At 33.2% G+C, this 22,536-nt stretch carries 23 protein-coding genes; 17 read left to right on the plus strand and 6 right to left on the minus strand.

Going from position 1 to position 22,536, the window contains the following annotated elements:
- Window positions 1-46: 46 nt before the first annotated feature.
- Entirely contained in the window at window positions 47-1,108 is a 1,062-nt protein-coding gene (locus Q0783_RS14135; RefSeq protein WP_298896171.1) for an acyl-CoA reductase, read from the minus strand.
- Window positions 1,109-1,188: 80 nt separating this feature from the next.
- On the opposite strand from Q0783_RS14135, the gene Q0783_RS14140 reads away from it, so the two are divergent.
- The 13 genes from Q0783_RS14140 to Q0783_RS14200 all read left to right on the plus strand — a co-directional run bounded on the left by Q0783_RS14140 (window position 1,189) and on the right by Q0783_RS14200 (window position 13,740).
- Complete coding sequence (locus tag Q0783_RS14140; RefSeq protein WP_230935326.1) at window positions 1,189-1,542, plus strand: 4Fe-4S dicluster domain-containing protein; 354 nt, start codon at window positions 1,189-1,191, stop codon at window positions 1,540-1,542.
- Window positions 1,543-1,616: 74 nt separating this feature from the next.
- The gene (locus tag Q0783_RS14145) at window positions 1,617-1,745 is read left to right on the plus strand and encodes a hypothetical protein (protein WP_298896173.1); all 129 of its coding nucleotides are present in this window, start codon (window positions 1,617-1,619) and stop codon (window positions 1,743-1,745) included.
- 62 nt (window positions 1,746-1,807) lie between these two features.
- Window positions 1,808-2,608 carry a hypothetical protein gene (locus Q0783_RS14150; RefSeq protein ID WP_298896175.1) on the plus strand — a complete coding sequence of 267 codons (801 nt, stop codon included), beginning with the start codon at window positions 1,808-1,810 and terminating at the stop codon, window positions 2,606-2,608.
- 91 nt (window positions 2,609-2,699) lie between these two features.
- Window positions 2,700-3,794: a redox-regulated ATPase YchF gene (gene ychF / locus Q0783_RS14155; RefSeq protein WP_298896177.1), complete on the plus strand. Its 1,095-nt coding sequence runs from the start codon at window positions 2,700-2,702 to the stop codon at window positions 3,792-3,794.
- Window positions 3,794-4,258 carry an SRPBCC family protein gene (locus Q0783_RS14160; protein ID WP_298896179.1) on the plus strand — a complete coding sequence of 155 codons (465 nt, stop codon included), beginning with the start codon at window positions 3,794-3,796 and terminating at the stop codon, window positions 4,256-4,258. Before ychF ends, Q0783_RS14160 begins: the two co-directional genes overlap by 1 nt.
- Before the next feature lie 117 nt (window positions 4,259-4,375).
- Window positions 4,376-6,235 (plus strand): DNA topoisomerase IV subunit B, encoded by a 1,860-nt coding sequence (locus Q0783_RS14165; protein WP_298896180.1) that lies wholly within the window; start codon window positions 4,376-4,378, stop codon window positions 6,233-6,235.
- A gap of 1 nt (window position 6,236) precedes the next feature.
- The gene (locus Q0783_RS14170) at window positions 6,237-7,472 is read left to right on the plus strand and encodes an aspartyl protease family protein (RefSeq protein ID WP_298896181.1); all 1,236 of its coding nucleotides are present in this window, start codon (window positions 6,237-6,239) and stop codon (window positions 7,470-7,472) included.
- Window positions 7,473-7,476: 4 nt separating this feature from the next.
- A complete protein-coding gene (locus Q0783_RS14175) occupies window positions 7,477-7,959 on the plus strand; it encodes a hypothetical protein (protein ID WP_298896183.1) in 483 nt (160 codons plus the stop codon).
- Complete coding sequence (locus Q0783_RS14180) at window positions 7,959-10,607, plus strand: DNA gyrase/topoisomerase IV subunit A (RefSeq protein WP_298896186.1); 2,649 nt, start codon at window positions 7,959-7,961, stop codon at window positions 10,605-10,607. The genes Q0783_RS14175 and Q0783_RS14180 overlap by 1 nt, the downstream gene beginning before the upstream one ends.
- A gap of 161 nt (window positions 10,608-10,768) precedes the next feature.
- Window positions 10,769-11,206, plus strand: a complete 438-nt coding sequence (locus tag Q0783_RS14185) for a thioredoxin family protein (protein ID WP_298896188.1) — start codon at window positions 10,769-10,771, stop codon at window positions 11,204-11,206.
- 19 nt (window positions 11,207-11,225) lie between these two features.
- Window positions 11,226-12,197 carry an FAD:protein FMN transferase gene (locus tag Q0783_RS14190; protein ID WP_298896499.1) on the plus strand — a complete coding sequence of 324 codons (972 nt, stop codon included), beginning with the start codon at window positions 11,226-11,228 and terminating at the stop codon, window positions 12,195-12,197.
- A complete protein-coding gene (locus Q0783_RS14195; RefSeq protein ID WP_298896190.1) occupies window positions 12,190-12,402 on the plus strand; it encodes a DUF4266 domain-containing protein in 213 nt (70 codons plus the stop codon). Before Q0783_RS14190 ends, Q0783_RS14195 begins: the two co-directional genes overlap by 8 nt.
- A 51-nt stretch (window positions 12,403-12,453) precedes the next feature.
- Entirely contained in the window at window positions 12,454-13,740 is a 1,287-nt protein-coding gene (locus Q0783_RS14200) for a DUF3570 domain-containing protein (RefSeq protein WP_298896501.1), read from the plus strand.
- Here the strand turns inward: Q0783_RS14200 and Q0783_RS14205 are convergent.
- From Q0783_RS14205 to Q0783_RS14215, 3 genes are all read right to left on the minus strand, one after another.
- A complete protein-coding gene (locus tag Q0783_RS14205) occupies window positions 13,737-14,546 on the minus strand; it encodes a TerC family protein (RefSeq protein ID WP_298896192.1) in 810 nt (269 codons plus the stop codon). The two genes, Q0783_RS14200 and Q0783_RS14205, sit on opposite strands and share 4 nt — an antisense overlap.
- Window position 14,547: 1 nt before the next feature.
- A complete protein-coding gene (locus Q0783_RS14210) occupies window positions 14,548-14,934 on the minus strand; it encodes a hypothetical protein (RefSeq protein ID WP_298896194.1) in 387 nt (128 codons plus the stop codon).
- 88 nt (window positions 14,935-15,022) lie between these two features.
- On the minus strand, window positions 15,023-15,400 hold the full coding sequence (locus Q0783_RS14215) for a helix-turn-helix transcriptional regulator (protein WP_298896197.1): 378 nt from the start codon (window positions 15,398-15,400) through the stop codon (window positions 15,023-15,025).
- Window positions 15,401-15,705: 305 nt separating this feature from the next.
- Here Q0783_RS14215 and Q0783_RS14220 point away from each other — a divergent pair, with 305 nt between their 5' ends.
- The 3 genes from Q0783_RS14220 (at window position 15,706) to Q0783_RS14230 (ending at window position 17,992) form a co-directional block, all read left to right on the plus strand.
- On the plus strand, window positions 15,706-16,836 hold the full coding sequence (locus Q0783_RS14220; protein ID WP_298896199.1) for a M14 family zinc carboxypeptidase: 1,131 nt from the start codon (window positions 15,706-15,708) through the stop codon (window positions 16,834-16,836).
- 75 nt (window positions 16,837-16,911) lie between these two features.
- Window positions 16,912-17,391, plus strand: a complete 480-nt coding sequence (locus Q0783_RS14225) for a winged helix-turn-helix transcriptional regulator (RefSeq protein WP_204345223.1) — start codon at window positions 16,912-16,914, stop codon at window positions 17,389-17,391.
- Between the two features lie 85 nt (window positions 17,392-17,476).
- A complete protein-coding gene (locus Q0783_RS14230) occupies window positions 17,477-17,992 on the plus strand; it encodes a DinB family protein (protein ID WP_298896201.1) in 516 nt (171 codons plus the stop codon).
- Between the two features lie 53 nt (window positions 17,993-18,045).
- On the opposite strand, the gene Q0783_RS14235 is transcribed toward Q0783_RS14230, so the two are convergent.
- Window positions 18,046-18,528 carry a hypothetical protein gene (locus Q0783_RS14235; protein WP_298896203.1) on the minus strand — a complete coding sequence of 161 codons (483 nt, stop codon included), beginning with the start codon at window positions 18,526-18,528 and terminating at the stop codon, window positions 18,046-18,048.
- Window positions 18,529-18,679: 151 nt separating this feature from the next.
- On the opposite strand from Q0783_RS14235, the gene Q0783_RS14240 reads away from it, so the two are divergent.
- Entirely contained in the window at window positions 18,680-21,601 is a 2,922-nt protein-coding gene (locus Q0783_RS14240; protein WP_298896205.1) for an FAD-binding and (Fe-S)-binding domain-containing protein, read from the plus strand.
- A gap of 5 nt (window positions 21,602-21,606) precedes the next feature.
- Here the strand turns inward: Q0783_RS14240 and Q0783_RS14245 are convergent, their stop codons facing one another.
- Window positions 21,607-22,455 (minus strand): UDP-2,3-diacylglucosamine diphosphatase, encoded by an 849-nt coding sequence (locus tag Q0783_RS14245; protein WP_298896207.1) that lies wholly within the window; start codon window positions 22,453-22,455, stop codon window positions 21,607-21,609.
- Between the last annotated feature and the right edge of the window lie 81 nt (window positions 22,456-22,536).

Consider the following 22,536-nt stretch of genomic DNA (forward strand, 5'->3'; position numbering starts at 1 on the left):
AGGTGGTGATTTCTGCTAAAAAACGAGATATAATATCGATATTTTATTAACAGATTGTCAACGAAAACGTAATAGTGTCTATGGCATCGGCATATTCCCATAAGTTAGGCAATTGTGTTTGGCCAAATTTAATTTCATTGTCTAGTATGCCATTACCAACAACACATTGAATACGTTCTGCCTTCTCTTTCAAAATGTTTGTCAATTGTTTTTTTGACTTGTAATGTTCATAAAAAACTGTCGCGATAGGAGAAGAGAAATTGTCATCTTCTTTAACCATCAGAAACCCATTTTCTAACATTTCAAATTCGCTCATTAAATACACAGCCTTGTTATAATCATAATTGTTGGCATATTTTGCTTGGTTTATGATTGGATTCCAGTCATACATTCCTTTAAAGAAATTGTCAAAGTCATATCCTTCAGGAACAAACAATTTGGATACATTTCGGCACCCTAAACCATAATATCTAAAAATATCTTCAGAAAGTGCTTTCAGATCGTTTTCGGTTTCATTTCCAGTTAATACAGCTACTGAGTTTCGATTCTTTCTAATGATTGAAGGTTTGTTTTTAAAATAATATTCAAAGTAGCGCGCAGTATTATCACTTCCTGTAGCAATAACAGCATCGAAATTGTCTAGTTTGCCTTCGGTAAATGAAATTCGTCCTTTAAATTCAGGTTCTACATGCTCTAAATATTTGGCTAAATAGGGCAAAAGATGCTTGTCATTAGACGATTGTTTTACCAAAACATTTTGACCAGAAATTAATACAGACAAGAAATCATGAAAACCTACCAACGGAATATTTCCTGCCATAATAATAGCTATGTTCTTTAAGTTTTCGGTAGTAAACTTATACTTTGACAACCATTGTTTAATATTATTGTTAGTCAATTGGTTAGACCATCCGTCTAAAGCAAATAATATATTTTCTTTTGTAAACCAGCCGTTATGTTCTTGAGTTAATTTGATTTGATGTTTAAAGCCGTCAAAAAACAAATCATTATTGATAATGTCGTCTTTTTTTTTGATGCCTTCTGAAGAAAACTGACTTAAAAACTCGCCTAGTTTAGAAAAAGCGTTAATTCTTTGTTGTAAATCCATATTGCGTTTGGTTATACGATGTTTTGGCTTTATTTTTGCAACTGCAAATTTACGCAAGCTTATTTAAAAGAAAAATTACTATGGCAATTATAATAACAGATGAGTGTATCAACTGTGGCGCATGTGAACCTGAATGTCCTAATACTGCGATATATGAAGGTGCAGATGATTGGAGATACAAAGATGGTACGAGTTTAGGAGGACATGTCGTTTTACCAAACGGTAATGCTGTTAATGCAGATGAAGCGCAAGAGCCTATTAGCGATGAGATTTATTATATCGTTCCCGATAAATGTACAGAATGTAAAGGGTTTCATGAAGAGCCACAATGTGCAGCTGTATGCCCTGTAGATTGTTGTGTTCCTGATGATGACCATGTGGAAACAGAAGAGGTATTGCTTGGAAAGCAACGCTTTATGCATCCTGATGATTAAACAATACAAAACCATTTAATTATAAAATTGAATCCCAAGTTTATTGCTTGGGGTTTTTTGTTTAAATTGCCTTTATGGAACACAAAGACAAAGAAGAGTATAACGGATTTTGGAAGCACTTAGGTTGTACGCTTATGATTGTTACAGGTTGCGTATTTCTTTATGTGATCTATATCATACTGAAATTAATCTTTTTAAGATAATACTGAGCAAAAACATAAAGATCCTAAGCAATAAGCTTAGGATTTTTTTGTTTAATAATGCAATGAAATATATTACTTTAGTTTTATGTGTTTGTCTTTTCCTATCCTGTTCTAAAGACAAGAGGACGTCTTCAGATTCTTTAGAAAAGAAAACGTCTTTAAACCCTTTATTGGTTAACTACATAGATGATATACCACATTTGATGAGGGCTTCTGATGCAGGTTTGGTTTTTGAAATTCTTACTCATGGTAAAGTTGCTGGTTCTATAGTGGGCGATACCTTAAGCTATTTTGTTTTGCAAAAAAATAATATTGTCATGGAAAATAGAAGAGGCTTTATGTGTTGCACCAATCATTTTGAATTTGATTCTACGGGGTTGCTAAGTAAGAAGAATATATTTACTGATTACTCCGAATTATATACTTATGAACGAACGCGACATAATGATACTATTTTTGAAAGTGAGATGTCTAATTTTGGATGGGGAATTCACTATAAATATGTCGTTAAAAACGAAAAAATAATTTCAAGAGATGGTGAACTAGAAGAAGGGAAAATTATGAATTACCCAGAATTTTATGACCATATAGATTATTACTACAATGAAAAAGGACAACTCGTAAAGAAGACTATAAAGAAAAAGGATCATCCTAAAGCTGAATTTGGATTAAATCAAATTATGACTTATTCTTGGAACGAGACTATTTTAAAGCGAGTAACTGTGCAACAATTTAAAAAGGCAAATGATTCTCATTCTGTCTCCACTACAGTTATTCATATGGACAGTACTGGGTTTCCTATAGAAGAAACGATACTATCTCTACAAGACACGGTATATCGTGCTGTAATAATTAGAAAATAGAGACGTCTCTTAGTCTCTGTAATCTTACTTCTCGTTTTTATTTAAAACAATAAGATATTTAACTACATTTGCACTCGCAAAAACAAAACTTATGAAAGCTGGAATTGTAGGATTACCAAACGTAGGTAAATCGACCTTATTTAACTGTTTATCTAATGCTAAAGCGCAGAGCGCAAATTTTCCGTTTTGTACGATTGAACCCAATATTGGTGTGGTTAATGTGCCAGATCCAAGGCTTCAAAAATTAGAGTCTTTGGTAAACCCTGAGCGTGTTATGCCAGCTACTGTTGAAATCGTAGATATTGCAGGCTTGGTAAAAGGCGCAAGTAAAGGTGAAGGTTTAGGAAATCAGTTTTTGGGAAATATTCGTGAAACTGATGCCATTCTTCATGTGTTGCGTTGTTTTGATAATGATAATATTGTGCATGTAGATGGAAGCGTAGATCCTATTCGTGATAAGGAAACTATCGATATGGAATTGCAGCTTAAGGATCTTGAAACTGTAGAAAAGAAACTCGATAAAGTGAAGCGTGCAGCAAAAACTGGGAATAAAGAGGCACAAAAAGAGGAAGCAGTATTGCTAAAACTTAAAGATGGTCTCGAAGCTGGGAAATCGGTTAGAGCATTGGAGTTTAGCGATGATGAACAAGAGGAATTTGTTGGTCCTGCGCAATTGATTACTTCTAAGCCAGTGATGTATGTATGTAATGTCGATGAGGCAAGCGCTGTATCTGGAAATGCTTATGTAGAGCAAGTAAGAGCAGCTGTAAAAGATGAAAAAGCAGAAGTTTTGGTTTTAGCCGTTGGTACTGAAGCAGACATTAATGAACTTGATGACTACGAAGAACGTCAAATGTTTCTTCAAGATATTGGTTTAGACGAGCCAGGTTCTTCAAAACTTATAAGATCTGCTTACAAGTTATTAAATCAACAAACGTATTTTACTGCTGGTGTCAAGGAAGTTAGAGCATGGACAGTTGATATAGGCGCAACAGCACCTCAAGCTGCTGGTGTGATTCACACCGACTTTGAAAAAGGTTTCATTAGAGCAGAGGTTATTGCCTATGACGACTATGTGCAGTATGGTAGTGAGGCAAAAGTTAAAGAAGCCGGTAAAATGCGTGTTGAAGGTAAAAATTATATTGTCAAGGATGGTGATGTTATGCACTTCTTATTTAATGTATAATGCCTTTAATCGAAATCAAGACTTTTATTAAAGCAGACATTCAAGTCTGTTTTGATTTGTCTCGTGATATAGATTTTCATAAATCGTCCATGGTACATTCTGGCGAAAAAGCCGTTGCAGGTAAAATGTCAGGCTTGATCGCACTAGGAGAATGGGTAACATGGGAAGCTAAACACTTCGGAGTTACACAGAAGCTAACCTCTAAAATTACACAATTTGATCCTCCCTACTATTTTGTAGATGAAATGGTTTCTGGAGCTTTTAAATCGTTTAAGCATGAACATCGATTTCAAGTTGAAAATGACTATACTGTGATGATTGACACGTTTTATTTTCAATCGCCTTTTGGGATCTTAGGAAAAATCGCCAATGTTCTGTTTTTAAAGCGCTATATGACCAATTTATTAGTGACTCGAAATACGTTTTTGAAAGAAAAAGCTGAAGAATTATCTTATAATCAATAAAACAGTAACGTTCTCAACAATATTGGGCTTTTATTGTTAATTACTTTGTGGGATCCCTATTTCATTTTTTGTAACGTTATGTTATATTAGCGTTCTATCTTAATTTTTCATCCATTTATGTCTCAAGAAACCAAATATACCGAAGATAACATACGCTCGCTCGATTGGAAAGAACACATCAGAATGCGACCTGGTATGTATATTGGTAAATTAGGTGATGGCTCATCACCAGATGATGGTATATATATATTACTTAAAGAAGTTTTAGATAATTCCATTGACGAATATGTCATGGGAGCAGGTAAAACTATAGAAATTTCTATCCAAGGTAATAAAGTGATCGTAAGGGATTATGGACGAGGAATTCCATTAGGAAAAGTAGTTGATGTAGTTTCTAAAATGAACACTGGAGGAAAATATGATTCTAGAGCTTTTAAGAAATCTGTCGGATTAAATGGTGTTGGTACAAAAGCGGTAAATGCTTTATCTAATTATTTCCGAGTAGAATCAACACGTGATGGGAAGTCTGCTTCGGCCGAATTTGAACAAGGAAATCTTTCTAACCAAGAATTGCTTGATGACACATCTAGACGAAAAGGTACCAAAGTGTCATTTATTCCAGATGAGACCATTTTCAAAAATTATAAGTATCGTAATGAGTACGTCTCAAAGATGCTTAAAAATTATGTGTATCTCAATACAGGACTAACAATCGTTTTTAATGGAGAAAAGTATTTTAGTGAGAACGGACTTAAAGATCTCTTATCTGAAAACATAAATGAAACAGATCGCCTCTATGATATTATCCATTTAAAAGGAAATGATATTGAAGTGGCACTAACACATAGTAAAACACAATACAGCGAAGAATATCACAGTTTTGTAAATGGACAAAACACAACACAAGGAGGAACGCATTTAGCAGCGTTTAGAGAAGCTCTAGTGAAAACCTTGCGTGAGTTCTACGGAAAGAACTATGAAGCGTCAGATATTAGAAAATCTGTAGCTTCAGCGATCTCAATCAAAGTCATGGAGCCTGTTTTTGAAAGTCAGACAAAAACAAAATTAGGTTCTACAGATATGGGAGGAGACTTGCCAACGGTAAGAACATATATTAACGATTTTATGAAGCGTTATCTGGATAACTACTTGCATAAAAATCCAGATACTGCAGAGAAAATTCAACGTAAGATCTTACAAGCTGAGCGCGAACGTAAGGAGCTTTCAGGAATTAGAAAGCTAGCAAAAGATAGAGCAAAGAAGGCAAGTTTGCACAATAAAAAATTGCGGGATTGTCGTGTGCATTTTGGAGATACCAAAAATGAACGTAATCTAGAGACTACATTATTTATTACAGAGGGAGATTCTGCATCTGGTAGTATCACAAAATCAAGAGATGTCAATACCCAAGCCGTTTTCAGTTTAAAAGGAAAACCTCTTAATTGTTATGGTTTGAGTAAAAAAATTGTCTATGAAAATGAAGAGTTTAATTTATTGCAAGCTGCTTTAAATATTGAAGAATCACTAGAAGATTTGCGTTATAATTATATCGTAATTGCTACCGATGCTGATGTCGACGGTATGCATATTAGATTATTGTTAATTACATTTTTCTTACAGTTTTTTCCAGAAGTCATTAAGGAAGGACATCTGTATATATTACAAACACCTTTATTTAGAGTCCGAAATAAAAAAGAAACCATCTATTGCTACTCAGATGAGGAACGTCGCAATGCCATTGAGAAGTTGAAACCAAAACCAGAAATTACCCGATTTAAAGGTCTTGGTGAGATTTCTCCAGATGAATTTGTGCATTTCATTGGTGATGATATTCGTTTAGATCCAGTAATGCTAGATAAAGACATGTCGATTGAGGAATTGTTATCTTTCTACATGGGAAAAAATACGCCATCTCGTCAAGAGTTTATTATAAATAATTTGAAAGTTGAATTAGATTTGGTTGAAGACGAAAAGTAGAATGAAGTGTATTAATCAAATCGTATTTAAGCTAATTATCCTTGCTTTTACTTTAAGTGCTTGCGCTCAAAGTAGTAGCCTTAGGCAAGGAAAAGTTAATGCTAAGAATTATTATGAAGAAATTCCATTTGAGTTCGAGAAAAACAAAATCATTGTCCCAGTAGAAATAGAAGGAAAGGTGTATAGGTTTTTGTTGGATACAGGAGCTCCTAATATTATATCTTCTGAAGTTTTACAAGCTGTAAAGCCTAAAGTAGTAACAACGATTCCCACGACTGATGCTAACAGAAAACGTCAACAATTAGATGTAGTGTCGCTAAAAAGTTTAAAGCTTGGTAGTATTGAGTTTGAAAATGCAACAGCATTAGTATATGACCTCAATGGAAGTGATATTTTTAAATGTTTTGGTGTTGACGGGTTTATTGGTAGCAACTTACTCAAACAGTCTATTATTCAATTTGATGCTTCGAATAAAGTTTTAATACTAACAGATAAACCAAAAAAACTAGGCTTAAATAAGAAAGAATCTAGCAAAATTAAATTGGTTGGTAATCAAAGCAGCCCCTATGTTTGGATTGAACTTTACGGAAAAGAAAAAGGCAGAGAACTCGTTTTAATTGACACAGGTATGGGAGATCTATATGATCTGTCTCGAGAAAATTATGATATTTTTAAATCCAAAGCTATCTTTAATGCTATTGGTCAAAGTGATGGAGCATCATCTGTAAGTTTATTTGGTGAAGTACCTGTGAATAATCAGTTAAGAGTACATTTGCCGAAATTGGTTATCAATGATTTTGAAATTGAAAATTGTATCACTCATACCACCAAAGACAATAATTCTAAAATAGGCGCTGAATTATTAAATTATGGCGTAATGACAATCGATTATAGAAATAAACGATTTTACTTCAAACCAAAAACAGAAACATTAGATGTGAGTAAGCCAATGTCTGGTTATACTTCGACATTTAAAAATAATACTATTGTTGTTGGCTATGTTTGGGATAAAGCGTTACAGAAAAAACTTAATTATGGTGACCAAATCCTAGCCGTAAATGGAGAAGAAATCACAGAAAGTAAAATTTGTGACTATATTACTAAAGCTTCAAATACAGAAGAATTAAAACAATTAACTTTAAAAATAAAAAATAAAGAGGGAGAACTTTTAGATGTAGATATTACAAAAAAAGACCTCTCTACTATTTTAAGTGATTTTAATATTAAATTAAATTAGTACAATGCGTACCAATAATTCAAAAGTAAAGAACACAATCATATCAGTATACTTTGTATTGATACTTCTTGCTGTGCTTTTTGCGACTGTCTTTAGGGCGTTTAGTGATGTCACTGATAATCCAGCGTTTACTTTTTTAATTATTGTTTTTGGGTTTGTGATGCTTTTAGTTTTAGTGCATTACATTTCAAAATATTTTGAGTATGATAGTGATGGTATTAAAGTCGTGGCAATTAATCGAGGGTTGTTACTTTCAGAAAAATACAATTACAGAGAGCATAGATTAGAATTTGAAAAAGAACGATTATATGCTTTTAAGTTTAGAAACTACATCGTTTATAAAACACTTACGTTTTGTCTTAAAGATAGTCGCGGTAGAAAAACCAAGCAGTCCTTCAATGTGACTCTGGTTTCTCGAAAAAAGCGACGCTATATAAGGCAGTCTTTAAGTAAAATTATTAAAATGAATAAAAACAAGAAAGATTAATGAGCGAAGATAATACTGATATGATTGATAATCAAGATGAACCACAAGAAAGCATTACCAGAGTTACTGGTATGTATAAAGATTGGTTTTTAGATTATGCATCTTATGTAATCCTCGAAAGAGCAGTTCCTGCAATTGAAGACGGTTTCAAGCCTGTGCAACGTCGTATTATGCATTCTATGAAAGATTTAGATGACGGTCGATATAATAAGGTTGCAAATATAGTTGGTCACACCATGCAGTACCATCCTCATGGAGACGCTAGTATAGCTGATGCCATGGTTCAGATTGGTCAAAAAGACCTTCTTATCGACACGCAAGGAAACTGGGGAAACATACTTACAGGTGATAGCGCTGCTGCTTCTCGTTACATAGAAGCACGCATTTCTAAGTTTGGATTGGACGTGGTTTATAATCCAAAAATCACACAATGGCAAGCGAGTTATGATGGTCGTCGTAAAGAGCCAATCAATCTTCCAGTGATGTTTCCTTTACTTCTAGCTCAAGGAGGAGAAGGTATTGCTGTAGGATTGTCAACCAAAATATTGCCTCATAATTTTATCGAACTTATAGAGGCTTCTATTAAGCACCTTAAAGGGAAACGTTTCACTATTGTTCCAGATTTTCCAACAGCAGGTATTGCTGATGTATCTAATTATAATGACGGACTTCGAGGAGGAAAGGTTCGTGTACGTGCTAAGATCTCTCAATTAGACAAAAATACTTTGGTTATTACCGAAATTCCTTTTGGAACAAACACATCATCTTTAATTGATTCTATTCTAAAAGCAAATGACAAAGGAAAGATCAAGATTAAAAAAATCGAAGATAATACTGCAGCAGATGTAGAGATTTTGGTGCATTTACCTAGTGGCATTTCACCAGATAAAACTATAGATGCGCTTTATGCATTTACGAATTGTGAAACTTCAATTTCGCCTCTAGGTTGTGTGATTGAAGATAATAAACCGTTGTTTATTGGTGTTTCTGAAATGTTGAGACGTTCAACAGATAATACAGTTCAACTTCTGAAAAGTGAATTGGAAATCAAACTTGGTGAGTTTGAAGAGCAATGGCATTTTGCATCTTTAGAGCGTATTTTTATTGAAAATAGAATCTATCGTGATATTGAAGAAGAAGAAACTTGGGAAGGTGTGATTCAGGCTATCGATAAAGGATTGAAGCCTCATGTAAAGCATCTTAAACGTAAAATCACAGTCGAAGACATTACACGTCTAACTGAGATTAGAATTAAGCGTATTTCAAAATTTGATATTGACAAGGCGCAACAAAAAATTGATGCGCTAGAAGATCAAATTGCTGAGGTTAAACATCATTTGGCTAACCTTATCGATTATGCTATTTCCTATTTTCAACGTTTAAAAAAGGATTATGGCGACGGTCGTGAGCGTAAAACAGAAATTAGAACATTTGAAGATGTAGATGCAACTAAAGTTGTAATTAGAAATACAAAACTATATGTCAATAGAGCTGAAGGCTTCATAGGAACATCGCTTAGAAGGGATGAGTATGTTTGCGACTGTAGTGATATTGATGACATCATCGTATTTACACAAGAGGGTAAAATGATGGTGACTAAGGTAGGTAGTAAAACTTTTGTTGGGAAAGATATTATCCATGTTGCTGTCTTTAAAAAGAAAGATAAACGTACTATCTATAATTTGATTTATCGTGATGGGAGTAAAGGGCCAACTTACGTGAAGCGTTTTGCGGTGACTTCTATGACAAGAGATAAAGAATATGACCTCACTAACGGATCAAAAAGTTCTAAGCTATGGTACTTTTCTGCAAACCCAAATGGAGAAGCAGAGGTTATTACAGTACACTTGCGCCAAGTAGGAAGTATTAAAAAACTTAAATGGGACTTAGATTTCGCTGATGTACTAATTAAAGGTAGAGCTTCAAAAGGTAATCTAGTGACGAAGTATTCGGTTAAGAAAATAGAACTCAAAGAAAAGGGAGTTTCTACATTGAAACCACGTAAAATATGGTTTGATGATACAGTACAACGACTTAATGTTGATGAGCGTGGAGAATTAATAGGTGAATTTAGAGGGGAAGATCGATTGCTTATAATTACACAATCTGGTGTTGTGAAAACGATTTTACCAGAGTTAAGTACGCATTTTGATGATGATATGATTGTATTGGAAAAATGGATTCCGAAGAAACCTGTTTCTGTCGTATACTACAATGGTGAAAAGGAAATGTATTATGTTAAACGTTTTCTTATAGAGAATGAAGGTAAAGAAGAATCTTTTATTTCAGATCATCCAGACTCTCAATTAGAAATCGTTTCTACAGATTGGAAGCCAATGGCCGAAATAGAATTTAAAAAAGAGCGTGGAAAAGACAGAAAAGATAGCGAAGAGATTAATCTTGAAGAATTTATAGCAATCAAAGGAATTAATGCTTTGGGTAATCAATTGACAAAAGAGAAAATTAACCAGGTCAATCTATTGGAACCATTACCATATGAGGCGCCTGAGGAGATTCCAGCAGTAGAAATTGAAGTGATTGATGAAACAGTAGAGCCTTCTGATTCGAAACCTGTTTCTGATGAAAAACCTGAAGATAATCCTAAAAAGGATTCTCAAGACGATGAAGGACAGATTACTTTGTTTTAATTGATATTTATCATTTCATGGGATTTTAGTGTTTCAGTAATTTGATTTTTTAGTAAGGGTTGAGGTAGTCGAAAGTGTAGTTTTAACATTTTTTAACTGACCGATTGTATGTATTTGATTTTTTTGTCGTTTTAACAACAACCTATTAACTATTAATCTTTATGAAGCATAAAATCATAGTTGCTTTGTGTATACTTTTTTCAGTATCCGCATTTTCTCAAGAATGGATTACCGATTTTAATACGGCTAAATCTTCGGCTCAAAAAGACAGCAAAAAAATAGTACTGGTTTTTCAAGGATCAGATTGGTGCGCACCTTGTATTAAATTAGATAAGGAAATATGGCATACAGATGAATTTAAAACATATGCCAAAGATCATTTTATAATGCTTAAAGCTGATTTTCCAAAACGAAAGAAAAATGCATTACCTCAATCTCAGCAAGAGCACAATAATAAATTAGCTGAAACTTATAATAAAAATGGATACTTTCCTTTTGTTGTTGTTTTAGATGCTAAAGGGAATAAGTTAGGAGCTATTGGTTATAAAAAAGTATCACCTTCCGATTACATAAAAATCTTAGAGTCTTTTAAATTATAATACTTTGAAAAAGACCTCAATACTAATTTTTTTACTTCTCGCACAGTTTTGTGTTCAAGGACAGATTACACACAAGCGAACTTTAAAGCTTATGGGTAGTCGATTTGATATTACAGTAGTGGCAAAAGACACTATTCAGGCTAACCAACATATTGACTTAGCAGTCTCGGAAATAACTAGAATTGAAAAATTGATTTCTTCGTGGGATGTAAAATCTCAAACTTCCGAAATTAATAGAAATGCTGGTTTTAAACCAGTAGTAGTAGATAAAGAGTTGTTTGATTTAATTCAACGCTCATTATCTATCTCTAAATTAACAGATGGCGCCTTTGATATTTCCTATGCTTCAATGGATAAAATTTGGAAGTTTGATGGAAGTATGAAGCAAATGCCTTCAAAAACAGATATAAAAGCATCAGTTGAAAAAGTTGGGTACGAAAATGTAGTGTTGAATTCTAATAATTCTTCAGTTTTTTTAAAAGAAAAGGGAATGAAGATTGGCTTTGGAGCCATAGGGAAAGGTTATGCAGCCGATAAAGCCAAATCTCTTTTGAAATCCAAAGGAGTAACCTCAGGAATTATAAATGCTTCGGGAGATATGAATACTTGGGGTAAACAGGTAAGTGGTGACGAATGGAACGTGGCAATCACTAACCCATTGGACAAAGCCAAAGCTTATGCACTGTTACCTATATCTAATGGAGCAGTAGTGACTTCGGGTAATTACGAGAAACATGTCACGTTTAACAATAAGCGTTATTCTCATATTATAGATCCTAGAACAGGTTATCCATCATCGGGAATTATAAGTGTTACTGTATTTGCTCCAAAAGCCGAGTTAGCCGATGCGTTAGCAACTTCGGTATTTGTTATGGGAATAGATGTAGGCCTAAATAGGATAAATCAATTACAAAATATAGAGTGCATTATCATTGATGATAATGGCAATCTCTTTACATCAAATAATATAAAAATCAAATCAGATGATTAAAAAAGCATTATTACTTATCATGTCGATATCATTTTTAACGTCTTGTGTGGCTGTAAAAGAATATGAAAAAGTAAACCTTAATGACCCTGATATGGTTTTAGCCGACAGGAAATCAGATAGAAATATATTAACAGCTCATTCTTATAGAGAAGCAGCATCTGGTGCTAATGGAGGTAAAACCGGAGGCGGCTGTGGTTGCAACTAAATAATTTAATAAAACAGAAATTTGAAAAAAGGAAGTTTGATTGTTCTTGCCATATGTTCATTTCAATTTGTATTTGGGCAATCTCAAGATTCTACGCAAGTTTATAAAAAGAGAGTTTTGGAGACTACTGAAGTTGATTTTCTGTCGAGTTATTATACTCAAGATGGAGATAATGCTGCTGTAAGTGGTGGAATTGGAACAGAAGAACTTACAGATGTTACAGCAACATTTATAGTGTCTATTCCATTAAATGACGATGATATATTAACAATAGATGCAGGTGTTTCTGCTTATACGTCGGCATCTTCAAGTAATGTTGGTCCTTTTGATGGAGATGGTCCTGCTGATGCATTTGTAGCTAGCTCTGGAGCTTCTAAGGGAGATGTTTGGACTAATATAACAGGGTCTTATAGCCATAGCTCTGATGATAGAAACGACATATGGTCTGCTAAGCTTTCTATATCTACAGAATATGATTATTTCTCAATTGGAGTTGGAGGGAGTTATACAAAACTGTTTAATGAAAAAAATACTGAAATTAGTATTAATGGAAATGTTTATATAGATACTTGGAATGCTCTTTACCCAACAGAGTTAAGACCGTTTCAAGAAGGCGGAGAGGGTTTAAATAGTAGTTTATTTAACCAAAACACAATTACAGGAAACCCTAATTATAACCCGAATTTTACAATTTTTGACAATGAAGGACGTAACTCTTATGCCTTAGGTTTTGGATTTTCCCAAATACTATCCAAAAACCTTCAAGGGTCAATTGCTCTTGATCTAGTTATGCAAGATGGATTACTGTCTACACCTTTTCAGAGGGTATATTTTAGTGATATAGAAGATTCGTTTATTGATAATTTTCATCTCGCAGATGATATAGAACGCCTACCAGATTCTAGATTTAAAATCGCGTTGGGAGGACGATTAAATTATTATATAGATGAAGCATTTGTGTTAAGGATGTTTTATCGCTATTACACAGATGATTGGGGAATAAAATCTCATACTGCTAGTGTTGAAATTCCTATAAAAGTAAGTGATAAGTTCACGCTGTATCCATCATATCGCTTCTATAATCAAACTGCAGCAGATTATTTCAATGTTTATGAAGGGCATGTATCTACAGATGAGTTTTATACATCAGATTATGATTTGTCTAAGTATAATGCAAATCAATTTAGTTTTGGAGCTTCGTATACGGATATATTTACAAAATTCCATATATGGAAACTCGGATTAAAGAGTATCGATTTGAAATACACCTATTATGATAGAAATAATAGCTTAAATTCAAGTATTATAACTACAGGGTTCAAGTTTGTTATAGACTAGTTCGCTTTCGTTTTCTTCTTTTGTGCTTTTTTATTGAGTCTGTAATTCAAGAACTCAACAAATAAAGAGAAAGCGATAGCAAAATAGAGATAGCCTTTAGGTATTGCGCCAACCTTATTTCCAAAGAATTCGGTATTCGATAAGTGAGCAGCCTCGGTAATTAGCATAAAACCTATTAATATTAAAAAGGCCAATCCTAACATTTGGATACTCGGATTCGTGTCTATAAAGCGACGAATAGGGTTAGCGAAAGCAATCATAATTACAATAGAGATCATTACAGCGATAATCATTAGCACTAAGGTGTAATTTTGATTTGGATGTAACCCATTGGTCATTCCTACTGCTGTAAGAATAGAATCTATGGAAAAAATAAAATCAATAATGAGTATTTGTACCAATGCGTTAGATAAAGATTTAATTTTCTTTCCTTTTACCTGGTCTTCATCATGCTCTGGATCTGTTACTTTTTCTCTAATCTCAGAAGTGCTTTTATAAATCAAAAACAAGCCACCAATAAACAAAATTAGTGCTTGCCAACTAATATGTAGCTGAAGCCAGTTGTTTTCAATAGTATAAAAAGGTTTAGATAAACCAACAAGAAAAGAGACAAAAAACAGAAGAATAACACGTTGCACTAAGGCTAGGATTAACCCTATATTCGTGGCTTTGCTTCTCTGATTCTCTGGAAGCTTATTAGCTGCAATAGAAATAAATACAATATTATCTATTCCTAAAATTATCTCTAAAAATGTCAAAGTTAACAATGCTATTATAGCATCACCAGTTAATAAAAATTCTAACATGTTATTTTATCTTTTTTGCAATGCCTTTTTCTACACGTTGCTTTTTAAAATCCTCTTTTACAGCTAATTTATATTCAAAAGTATAGGAATCTTCAGTTGTACTCAATATTTTAAAATGAATGGCTTTCTGCTCTTCCTTATTTTTTGGGTGTAACTCTTTCTGAATAAATTCACAATCGTTAATCCATCGTATGGATGCAGAATCAATTTTATTGTCAAAATAGTCGATGTTATAATCTTTAGTCCTAACAAATGTGCCAGTCTTTTCAACACCATCAATTGTGTAAGTGAATTCAAAGGTTCCAGTTTTGAAGTCGGTACAATTGCGCTCTGCTTCATAGCAGTTTAGAAAAAATAATGGCAGAAGAAGTAGTAACCTGTGTCGCATAATTTGAGTTTTGTACAAAATTACAAAATGGAACATGATTTATAAGAGATATTAGAATAATCAGGTATTAAAAAAATAGTTAGCAGATTTAAGACTGCTCAAAATTCTTAAATGTACCATCCTTGTAAAATATAACTATACGTTCTATTGATTTATCATCGGATTTAGAAATTTGAGGAATTTCTGGTATTGGATTTTTTTCAACTTCGGAAATTGGGAGAGTAGGTATTTTGCTTTTTTTAGATGGGAAATTTCCTTTGCCATTCATTAGCCAATATAATTCCACTTCAGGAAAGGAGGAGAGTACCTTTAAAACAAAATCTAAACTCGGTTTATTTCGACCAGATAATATATGAGAAATACTAGAGCGTTGGACGCCTATTTTTTCTGCAAAAGAAGATGCCGATTCTCCGTAAAAATCGATGACTTTTTGAAGTCGTTTTGTGAATTCTTCGTTGTTGATCATTGTAAACCTTGAAGTTTAATTATGTAACGTTACAAATGTAAATAAAATTGTAAACTCTAAAGACAAAGAACTAATAATAATATACTATATATAAAACTAAAACTTTATTTAAATTTATTTAATAGCCTGAATATTAAATAGTTAATATTGATAAATATTCTTTATTGCATTTTCTTCAATTAACATTTAGACATAAGAGGCAAATTGTATACAAATATCAACAAATGAAATTGTAATTGGAGATTTTACATGTTTACAATTGTAAATTAACAAATGTTTACCTTTGTGATTGGTAATTTGTAAATATGCAGCTAGAAACTCTCAGAACATTATTCAAAACACACAAAGAAAGGTTGCTTTTTGGACGCTACATTCATCATGATTTTATAGTGCCTTTACTTAAGAAATTTGATAGAAATTTTAGCATTGATTTGGTTGGAACTTCTGTAAATTCACTACCTATCTATACAATTACTTTGGGTCACGGACACAAAAAGGTTTTAATGTGGTCTCAAATGCATGGTAACGAAAGCACAACAACTAAGGCGATTTTTGATATGCTCAATGCTTTTGCTCAGAATAATTTTGATTTGGATTTAATTTTGGAGCAATGTACTATTAAAATAATTCCAATTTTAAATCCTGATGGTGCTTTTGCTTACACGAGACATAATGCAAATGATATAGATTTAAATCGTGATGCTCAAGACTTATCTCAGCCTGAAAGTAGAGTATTGCGTTCTGTTTTTGAAAAATTTAAACCTCATTTTTGCTATAATTTGCATGGGCAGCGAACAATCTTTAGTGCTGGACACGCTAATAAATCGGCAACAGTATCCTTTCTAGCTCCTGCGCAAGATGCTGAGCGCACAGTTACGTCATCCAGAATGGTAGCTATGGAGATTATTACTGTAATGAATAAGAATCTTCAATTGCAGATTAAAGATCAGGTTGGTATATATGATGATGGATTTAATATTAACTGTGTTGGCGATACATTTCAAGCTAAAGGCGTGCCTACGATTTTATTTGAAGCTGGTCATTTTGCAAATGACTATATGAGAGAGCAAACTAGAGAGTTTATATTTCAATCGTTACTTGTGTCTCTGTCTTATATTGCTAGTAATGTTGTAGATGGACATAAATATGTAGCCTATGTAGATATTCCAAAAAATGAAAAATTGTTCTATGATATTATTATTAGAAATGCTAACGGATTGGATATAGCTGTTCAATTTCATGAAAGGCTAGTAGGTGGTGAGGTGAAATTTATTCCTAAAATTGAAAAAATCTCAGATTTAAGTGATTTTAATGCACATAAAGAGCTCAATGCTAATGGATATCAAGTATTCGGAGAGAATAATACTACAATTTCCGAAGGCAACGAAAACGATTTCGTAGTCATAAATAATGAAAAATTCTTATTAAAACCGTAAAAAAGTCCATTTTCAATGCAGTATCTTTAAGGAAATTGCATTATTTTTGTATAATATTTATAAAAAAGTAAGAAAATGGCGAAATTTAAATTAGATGAAATTGATCATCAAATTTTAGATATGTTAATCGATAATACGAGAATTCCTTTTACTGACATTGCTAAAAAATTAGTGATCTCGGCAGGAACTGTGCATGTAAGAGTTAAAAAAATGGAAGAAGCTGGTATTATCAGAGGTTCGTCTTTGACTCTAGATTATCAAAAGCTTGGGTATTCATTCATAGCTTATGTTGGTGTGTTTTTAAATAATACATCTCAAACGAAATTTGTTTTAGAGCGTATTGCTCAGATACCTTATGTAACTGTAGCACATATTACTACAGGTAAGTTCAATATTTTCTGTAAGGTGAGGGCAAAGAATACGTCTCATGCAAAAGATATTATCTTTATGCTAGACGATATTGAAGGGATTTATAGAACAGAAACTATGATTTCTCTAGAAGAAAGTATTAACGACAAGAAACGTTTAATGCATACTATTTTTAATGAACTATAACTATTTTAACATTTATAAAATTAGCCCTTTGTCATGTATTTGATGAAGGGTTTTTTGTTGCATTTAAATTCTAAACACTATAATTATGACTAAAGACGACTTATTAAAAAGTGAATATAATCCTTATTATCAAACCTATATAGAAAAGGCAGGTTCATCTCATTTAAATGAAGGTTTAAAAGATAATGGTAATGCTACAATTGCTTTTTTAGAGTCTATTCCAGAGGATAAACTGGAATATAGATATGCTGAAGGGAAATGGACTGTAAAAGAGATTATACAGCATTTAATTGATACAGAACGTGTGTTTACTTATAGAGCGCTTGGTATTGCTAGAGGCGATAAAACTTTATTTCCTGGTTTTGATCAAGATGAGTATGCAGCCAGTTGTAACGCAAACAACCGCTCGATATATAGTTTAATGAATGAGTACAAAGCTGTTCGATTAGCTACGATTAATTTATTTGATGGTTTTACTGATGAGATGCTTACTAAAATTGGTACAGCGAGCAATAGTAATTTGTCTCCACGAGCAGTGGCATTTATTGTTACTGGACATGAAAATCATCATTGTGATGTCATTAAAGAGCGGTATTTATAAAAAACTAAAGCCACTTCTATTGAAGTGGCTTTAAGTATAATTTTGGATTCATTTTAGAATCTATATCTAATTCCAAATGCAATATCAAAATCTAAATCATCTCTAAAGTCACCAAAACCAAGTTCTGGTCTTGCATCTAGAGATAGCTGCAAAGGGATGTCAAAATTGTACTCAATACCAACATCTCCAGCTATAAATATAAATGTTTCGCTGTCGTCAAAACCATTAGGAACATTGTCGAAACTGTATGATCCAACGCCACCACCAGCGCCTGCATACCAGTTAAAAGCGCCATCAATATTCCAAACCCATTGATAAAGTCCAGCAAGCTTAAAGCCATCATAATTATTCCCGCTTCTTAAACCGAGATCTAATTCTAAACGATTGTTATCTCCAAGGGCTCTTTGGTATGAAATTTCAGCGCCAAAACCATCACTGTCTCCTAAACGAAGACCAATAGCGTTATCTGCAATGTCTTGTGCATTTACGGTTGTAAAGCCAATTAAAGCTAATGTTACTAAAAATAATTTTTTCATAAAATTTAAGTTTTTGTTGTTATTAATTAATTACGAATGAAAGTCAAATAAAGACGTTTGCTTTCTTTTTCGGATTAACTTTACAAAAATAACGCCAAAAAACAGGTTTTATTAAATTTCTTTTTAGTTTTATAAACATAGTTATTCATATATGATAATCAATTCACAGCTACAAGTATTGTCTTCTCAATTAGATGGTGAGTTGCATTTTGATGACTTGGCAAAAACACTTTATGCGACTGATGCTTCGGTATATAGAATGATGCCGTTAGCTGTTGCACTCCCTAAGACTAAAGCAGATATAAAATGCCTCATTGATTTTGCTAGAGTGCATAATACATCGCTTATTCCAAGAACAGCAGGTACGTCACTTGCTGGTCAATGTGTAGGGAACGGTATTGTAGTTGATGTCTCCAAGTATTTTAATAAAATAGTCGATATCAACGAAAAAAAACGTACTGTTACGGTGCAACCTGGAGTTGTAAGAGATGAGTTAAATAACTATTTAAAGCCTTTTGGTTTATTTTTTGGACCTAATACGTCTACCTCTAATCGGTGTATGATTGGAGGCATGGTTGGCAATAATTCATCTGGGACAACCTCTATTAAATATGGAGTAACTAGAGATAAGGTATTGGCGCTTGATGTGATTTTAAGTGATGGGAGTGAAGCGGTGTTTTCGAGTGTGTCAATGGAAAGTTTTCAAGAGAAAATGAGGTCAAGTACATTGGAAGGGCTGATTTATAAAACAATATATTCTGAATTAAAAGAAGAGCACATTCAAAAACAAATAAAAGACAATTTTCCTAAACCTCAAATACATCGTAGAAATACTGGTTATGCTATAGATGAGTTGTTGAAAAATGAAATATTTGATACGTCTCCTGATGCTTTTAATATGTGTGCTTTATTGTCGGGAAGTGAAGGAACTTTAGCATTTACTACACAAATCACATTGCAATTGGACGAGCTTCCTCCTTCAAAAAATATAATGATTGCTGCACATTTCGAATCTATAGAAAGTTGTTTAGATGCAGTTTCATTGGTCATGAATCATGATTTATACGCTTGTGAAATGCTGGATAAAACTATTTTGGATCTTACAAAGTATAATACAAAACAACAAGCTAATCGTCAGTTTTTGGAAGGAGATCCAGAAGCTATATTGATGTGCGAATTGAGGTCTGATAATGATGAGAAGTTGAAAAGGTTGTCTCAATCGCTAATTGTTGATCTGCAGGACTCTAATTTATCTTACGCTAATGTGTTGCTTGAAAAAACCATGATTGATAAGGCTAACGATTTACGAAAAGCGGGATTAGGTTTATTGGGAAATATAGTAGGTGATGAGAAGACAGCTGCTTGTATTGAAGATACAGCAGTGGCATTAGAAGATTTATCCAGTTATATCAAGGCGTTTTCTGAATTAATGAAAAAGTATGATCAAAAACCAGTCTATTACGCACATGCAGGAGCGGGAGAACTGCATTTAAGACCAATACTCAATTTAAAGAAAAAAGCAGATGTTGTGCTGTTTAGAGAGATAACTACAGATGTTGCTTATTTGGTAAAACGTTATAATGGTTCTATGAGTGGGGAACACGGAGACGGCATTGTACGAGCCGAGTTTATTCCAATGATGATTGGCGAGTCTAATTATGAGATTTTAAAACGTATCAAGTCTATATTTGATCCTGAAAATATCTTTAATCCAGGAAAGATTATTGATGCATTTCCAATGGATAAGTCACTACGTTATGAACCTGGTCGTCAAGAACCAGAAATTGAAACGGTTTTAGATTTTTCGAAGTCTTTAGGGATATTGCGAGAAGCAGAGAAGTGTAATGGGTCTGGAGATTGCAGAAAACTGCCTGAGTTTGGTGGAACGATGTGCCCGAGTTATCGTGCTACAAGAAATGAAAAAGATACAACTAGAGCAAGAGCTAATACTTTGCGCGAGTTTTTAACACACTCAGAAAAAGCTAATAAGTTTGATCATGATGAGTTAAAAACAGTTTTTGATTTGTGTTTGAGTTGTAAGGCTTGTGTTAGTGAATGTCCAAGTAGTGTTGATGTCGCTAGTTTGAAAACTGAGTTTCAATATCAATATCAAAAAGCTAATGGTGTAAGTTGGCGTACAAAACTGTTTGCATATAACAATCGTTTAAACAAATTTGGAAGTCATTTTCCAAGGGTTACGAATTTTATATTTTCGAATGTATTGACGTCTTCTATTCTGAAAAAAATCTTCGGAATTTCAAATAAAAGAACCTTGCCAATATTATCAAGTAAAAATTTATATAAAGCACTTCAAAACTCTAAAAATGAATTAAATAATGATAATTACATAAAAACTATTTATTTGTTTAATGACGAATTCACAAACTACTTAGATACCTCTATTGGGATTGATGCAATCACCTTGTTAAAAGGTCTTAATTACGAAGTGAAAATCATTGAACATCATGAATCTGGTCGAGCTTTTTTATCAAAAGGATTATTAGATCAGGCTAAAAATTTTGCTAACAAAAATGTGTCTTTATTTAAAGAGCTAATTTCAGAAGACACACCACTTGTTGGGATAGAACCTTCAGCTATTCTTACGTTTAAAGATGAATATTTAAGATTAGCCGATGATAAAGAGTCCGCCGAACACCTCGCAAAGCACACGTTTTTGATAGAAGAGTTCATTCAAAAAGAAATAGAGTTTGGTAATATCAGCTCAGATCAGTTTACATTAGAGCATGAGACTATAAAATTTCATGGACATTGTCACCAGAAAGCCTTGGCAAATCAAATGTCTAGTTTCACGATTTTGAACTTACCTAAAAACTATCAAGTCGATATAATTCCAAGTGGTTGCTGTGGTATGGCTGGAAGTTTTGGTTATGAAAAAGAACATTATGAGATAAGTATGGAGATAGGTGAGCAGACGTTGTTTCCTGCGGTTAGGAAAACTAATAATGAGATTCTTATCTCAGCAAATGGAACAAGCTGTAGACATCAAATTAAAGACGGAACAGGACGTGAGGCTTTACACCCTATTACTATTTTGAAGCAGGCACTGATTTAATTAGGCTACTTTTTTTTCTTCTTTTTTTGTTCAACAACAGTAATGGCAGCAATTAGATCCTTTATCTCCATGTCTTTGATATCTTCGTCTGCATAAAAAGCTCTGAGTTTATCATTATTGTAGTTATAGATTTTCCAACGCTTAAATTGATATTCTAAAGCGGTTAAGTTTTCTACCCAATCTCCAGAGTTTAAATAAGTGGTTTTGCCATATTTATTGGAAGTAACTTGCATTTTTGGCTGATGAATATGACCGCAAATAACATAATCATAGTCATTTTCAATGGCTAAATCTGAAGCTACTTTTTCAAAGTCACTAATATATTTGAGAGCACTTTTAACACTGTTTTTTATTTTTTTTGAAAGTGAATATTTCTCTCTCCCCATTTTTTCTAAACACCAATTTGTAAAGCGGTTAAGTAAAATCAACATATCATAACCGTAACCACCAAGCTTGGCTAACCATTTAGCATTTTGAATAGACATATCGAAGACATCACCATGAAAAAACCATGCTTTTTTTCCGTCAAGATTTAAAACAGCCTTATCAACTATAGAGATATTGCCTATAGTCATGTCACTAAACTTTCTTAGCATTTCATCATGATTTCCTGTGATATAAATGATTTCAGTACCATCAGCAGCCATGTCCATTAATTTTTTAATAACTCTAAGATGTGACTTTGGGAAATATCGTTTTTTAAATTGCCAAATATCTATGATATCACCGTTTAAAATGAGCGTTTTGGGAGTAATACTATTGAGATAAGTCAGTAGTTGCTTGGCATGGCAACCATAGGTGCCTAGGTGCACATCAGAAATGACGGCAATCTCTATTTTGCGTTTTGTTTTCAATGGCTACTATCAAATTATAATGCAAAGGAATTAATTCAAATTTACTTGAGATAATTTCTGTAATTAACAAACAATCAGCAA

Source organism: uncultured Psychroserpens sp., assembly GCF_947500255.1.
Classification (GTDB): Bacteria; Bacteroidota; Bacteroidia; order Flavobacteriales; family Flavobacteriaceae; genus Psychroserpens.

Excerpts from the sequence above, each read along its gene's own strand:
- Q0783_RS14180 (WP_298896186.1), top strand. The coding sequence starts at position 7,959 with ATGAGCGAAGATAATACTGATATGATTGATAATCAAGATGAACCACAA.
- Q0783_RS14150 (WP_298896175.1), top strand. The coding sequence starts at position 1,808 with ATGAAATATATTACTTTAGTTTTATGTGTTTGTCTTTTCCTATCCTGT.
- Q0783_RS14225 (WP_204345223.1), top strand. The coding sequence starts at position 16,912 with ATGGCGAAATTTAAATTAGATGAAATTGATCATCAAATTTTAGATATG.
- Q0783_RS14220 (WP_298896199.1), top strand. The coding sequence starts at position 15,706 with ATGCAGCTAGAAACTCTCAGAACATTATTCAAAACACACAAAGAAAGG.
- Q0783_RS14240 (WP_298896205.1), top strand. The coding sequence starts at position 18,680 with ATGATAATCAATTCACAGCTACAAGTATTGTCTTCTCAATTAGATGGT.
- Q0783_RS14170 (WP_298896181.1), top strand. The coding sequence starts at position 6,237 with ATGAAGTGTATTAATCAAATCGTATTTAAGCTAATTATCCTTGCTTTT.
- Q0783_RS14230 (WP_298896201.1), top strand. The coding sequence starts at position 17,477 with ATGACTAAAGACGACTTATTAAAAAGTGAATATAATCCTTATTATCAA.
- Q0783_RS14160 (WP_298896179.1), top strand. The coding sequence starts at position 3,794 with ATGCCTTTAATCGAAATCAAGACTTTTATTAAAGCAGACATTCAAGTC.
- Q0783_RS14135 (WP_298896171.1), bottom strand. The coding sequence starts at position 1,108 with ATGGATTTACAACAAAGAATTAACGCTTTTTCTAAACTAGGCGAGTTT.
- Q0783_RS14165 (WP_298896180.1), top strand. The coding sequence starts at position 4,376 with ATGTCTCAAGAAACCAAATATACCGAAGATAACATACGCTCGCTCGAT.
- ychF (WP_298896177.1), top strand. The coding sequence starts at position 2,700 with ATGAAAGCTGGAATTGTAGGATTACCAAACGTAGGTAAATCGACCTTA.
- Q0783_RS14235 (WP_298896203.1), bottom strand. The coding sequence starts at position 18,528 with ATGAAAAAATTATTTTTAGTAACATTAGCTTTAATTGGCTTTACAACC.
- Q0783_RS14215 (WP_298896197.1), bottom strand. The coding sequence starts at position 15,400 with ATGATCAACAACGAAGAATTCACAAAACGACTTCAAAAAGTCATCGAT.
- Q0783_RS14175 (WP_298896183.1), top strand. The coding sequence starts at position 7,477 with ATGCGTACCAATAATTCAAAAGTAAAGAACACAATCATATCAGTATAC.
- Q0783_RS14185 (WP_298896188.1), top strand. The coding sequence starts at position 10,769 with ATGAAGCATAAAATCATAGTTGCTTTGTGTATACTTTTTTCAGTATCC.
- Q0783_RS14195 (WP_298896190.1), top strand. The coding sequence starts at position 12,190 with ATGATTAAAAAAGCATTATTACTTATCATGTCGATATCATTTTTAACG.
- Q0783_RS14210 (WP_298896194.1), bottom strand. The coding sequence starts at position 14,934 with ATGCGACACAGGTTACTACTTCTTCTGCCATTATTTTTTCTAAACTGC.
- Q0783_RS14140 (WP_230935326.1), top strand. The coding sequence starts at position 1,189 with ATGGCAATTATAATAACAGATGAGTGTATCAACTGTGGCGCATGTGAA.
- Q0783_RS14205 (WP_298896192.1), bottom strand. The coding sequence starts at position 14,546 with ATGTTAGAATTTTTATTAACTGGTGATGCTATAATAGCATTGTTAACT.
- Q0783_RS14145 (WP_298896173.1), top strand. The coding sequence starts at position 1,617 with ATGGAACACAAAGACAAAGAAGAGTATAACGGATTTTGGAAGCACTTA.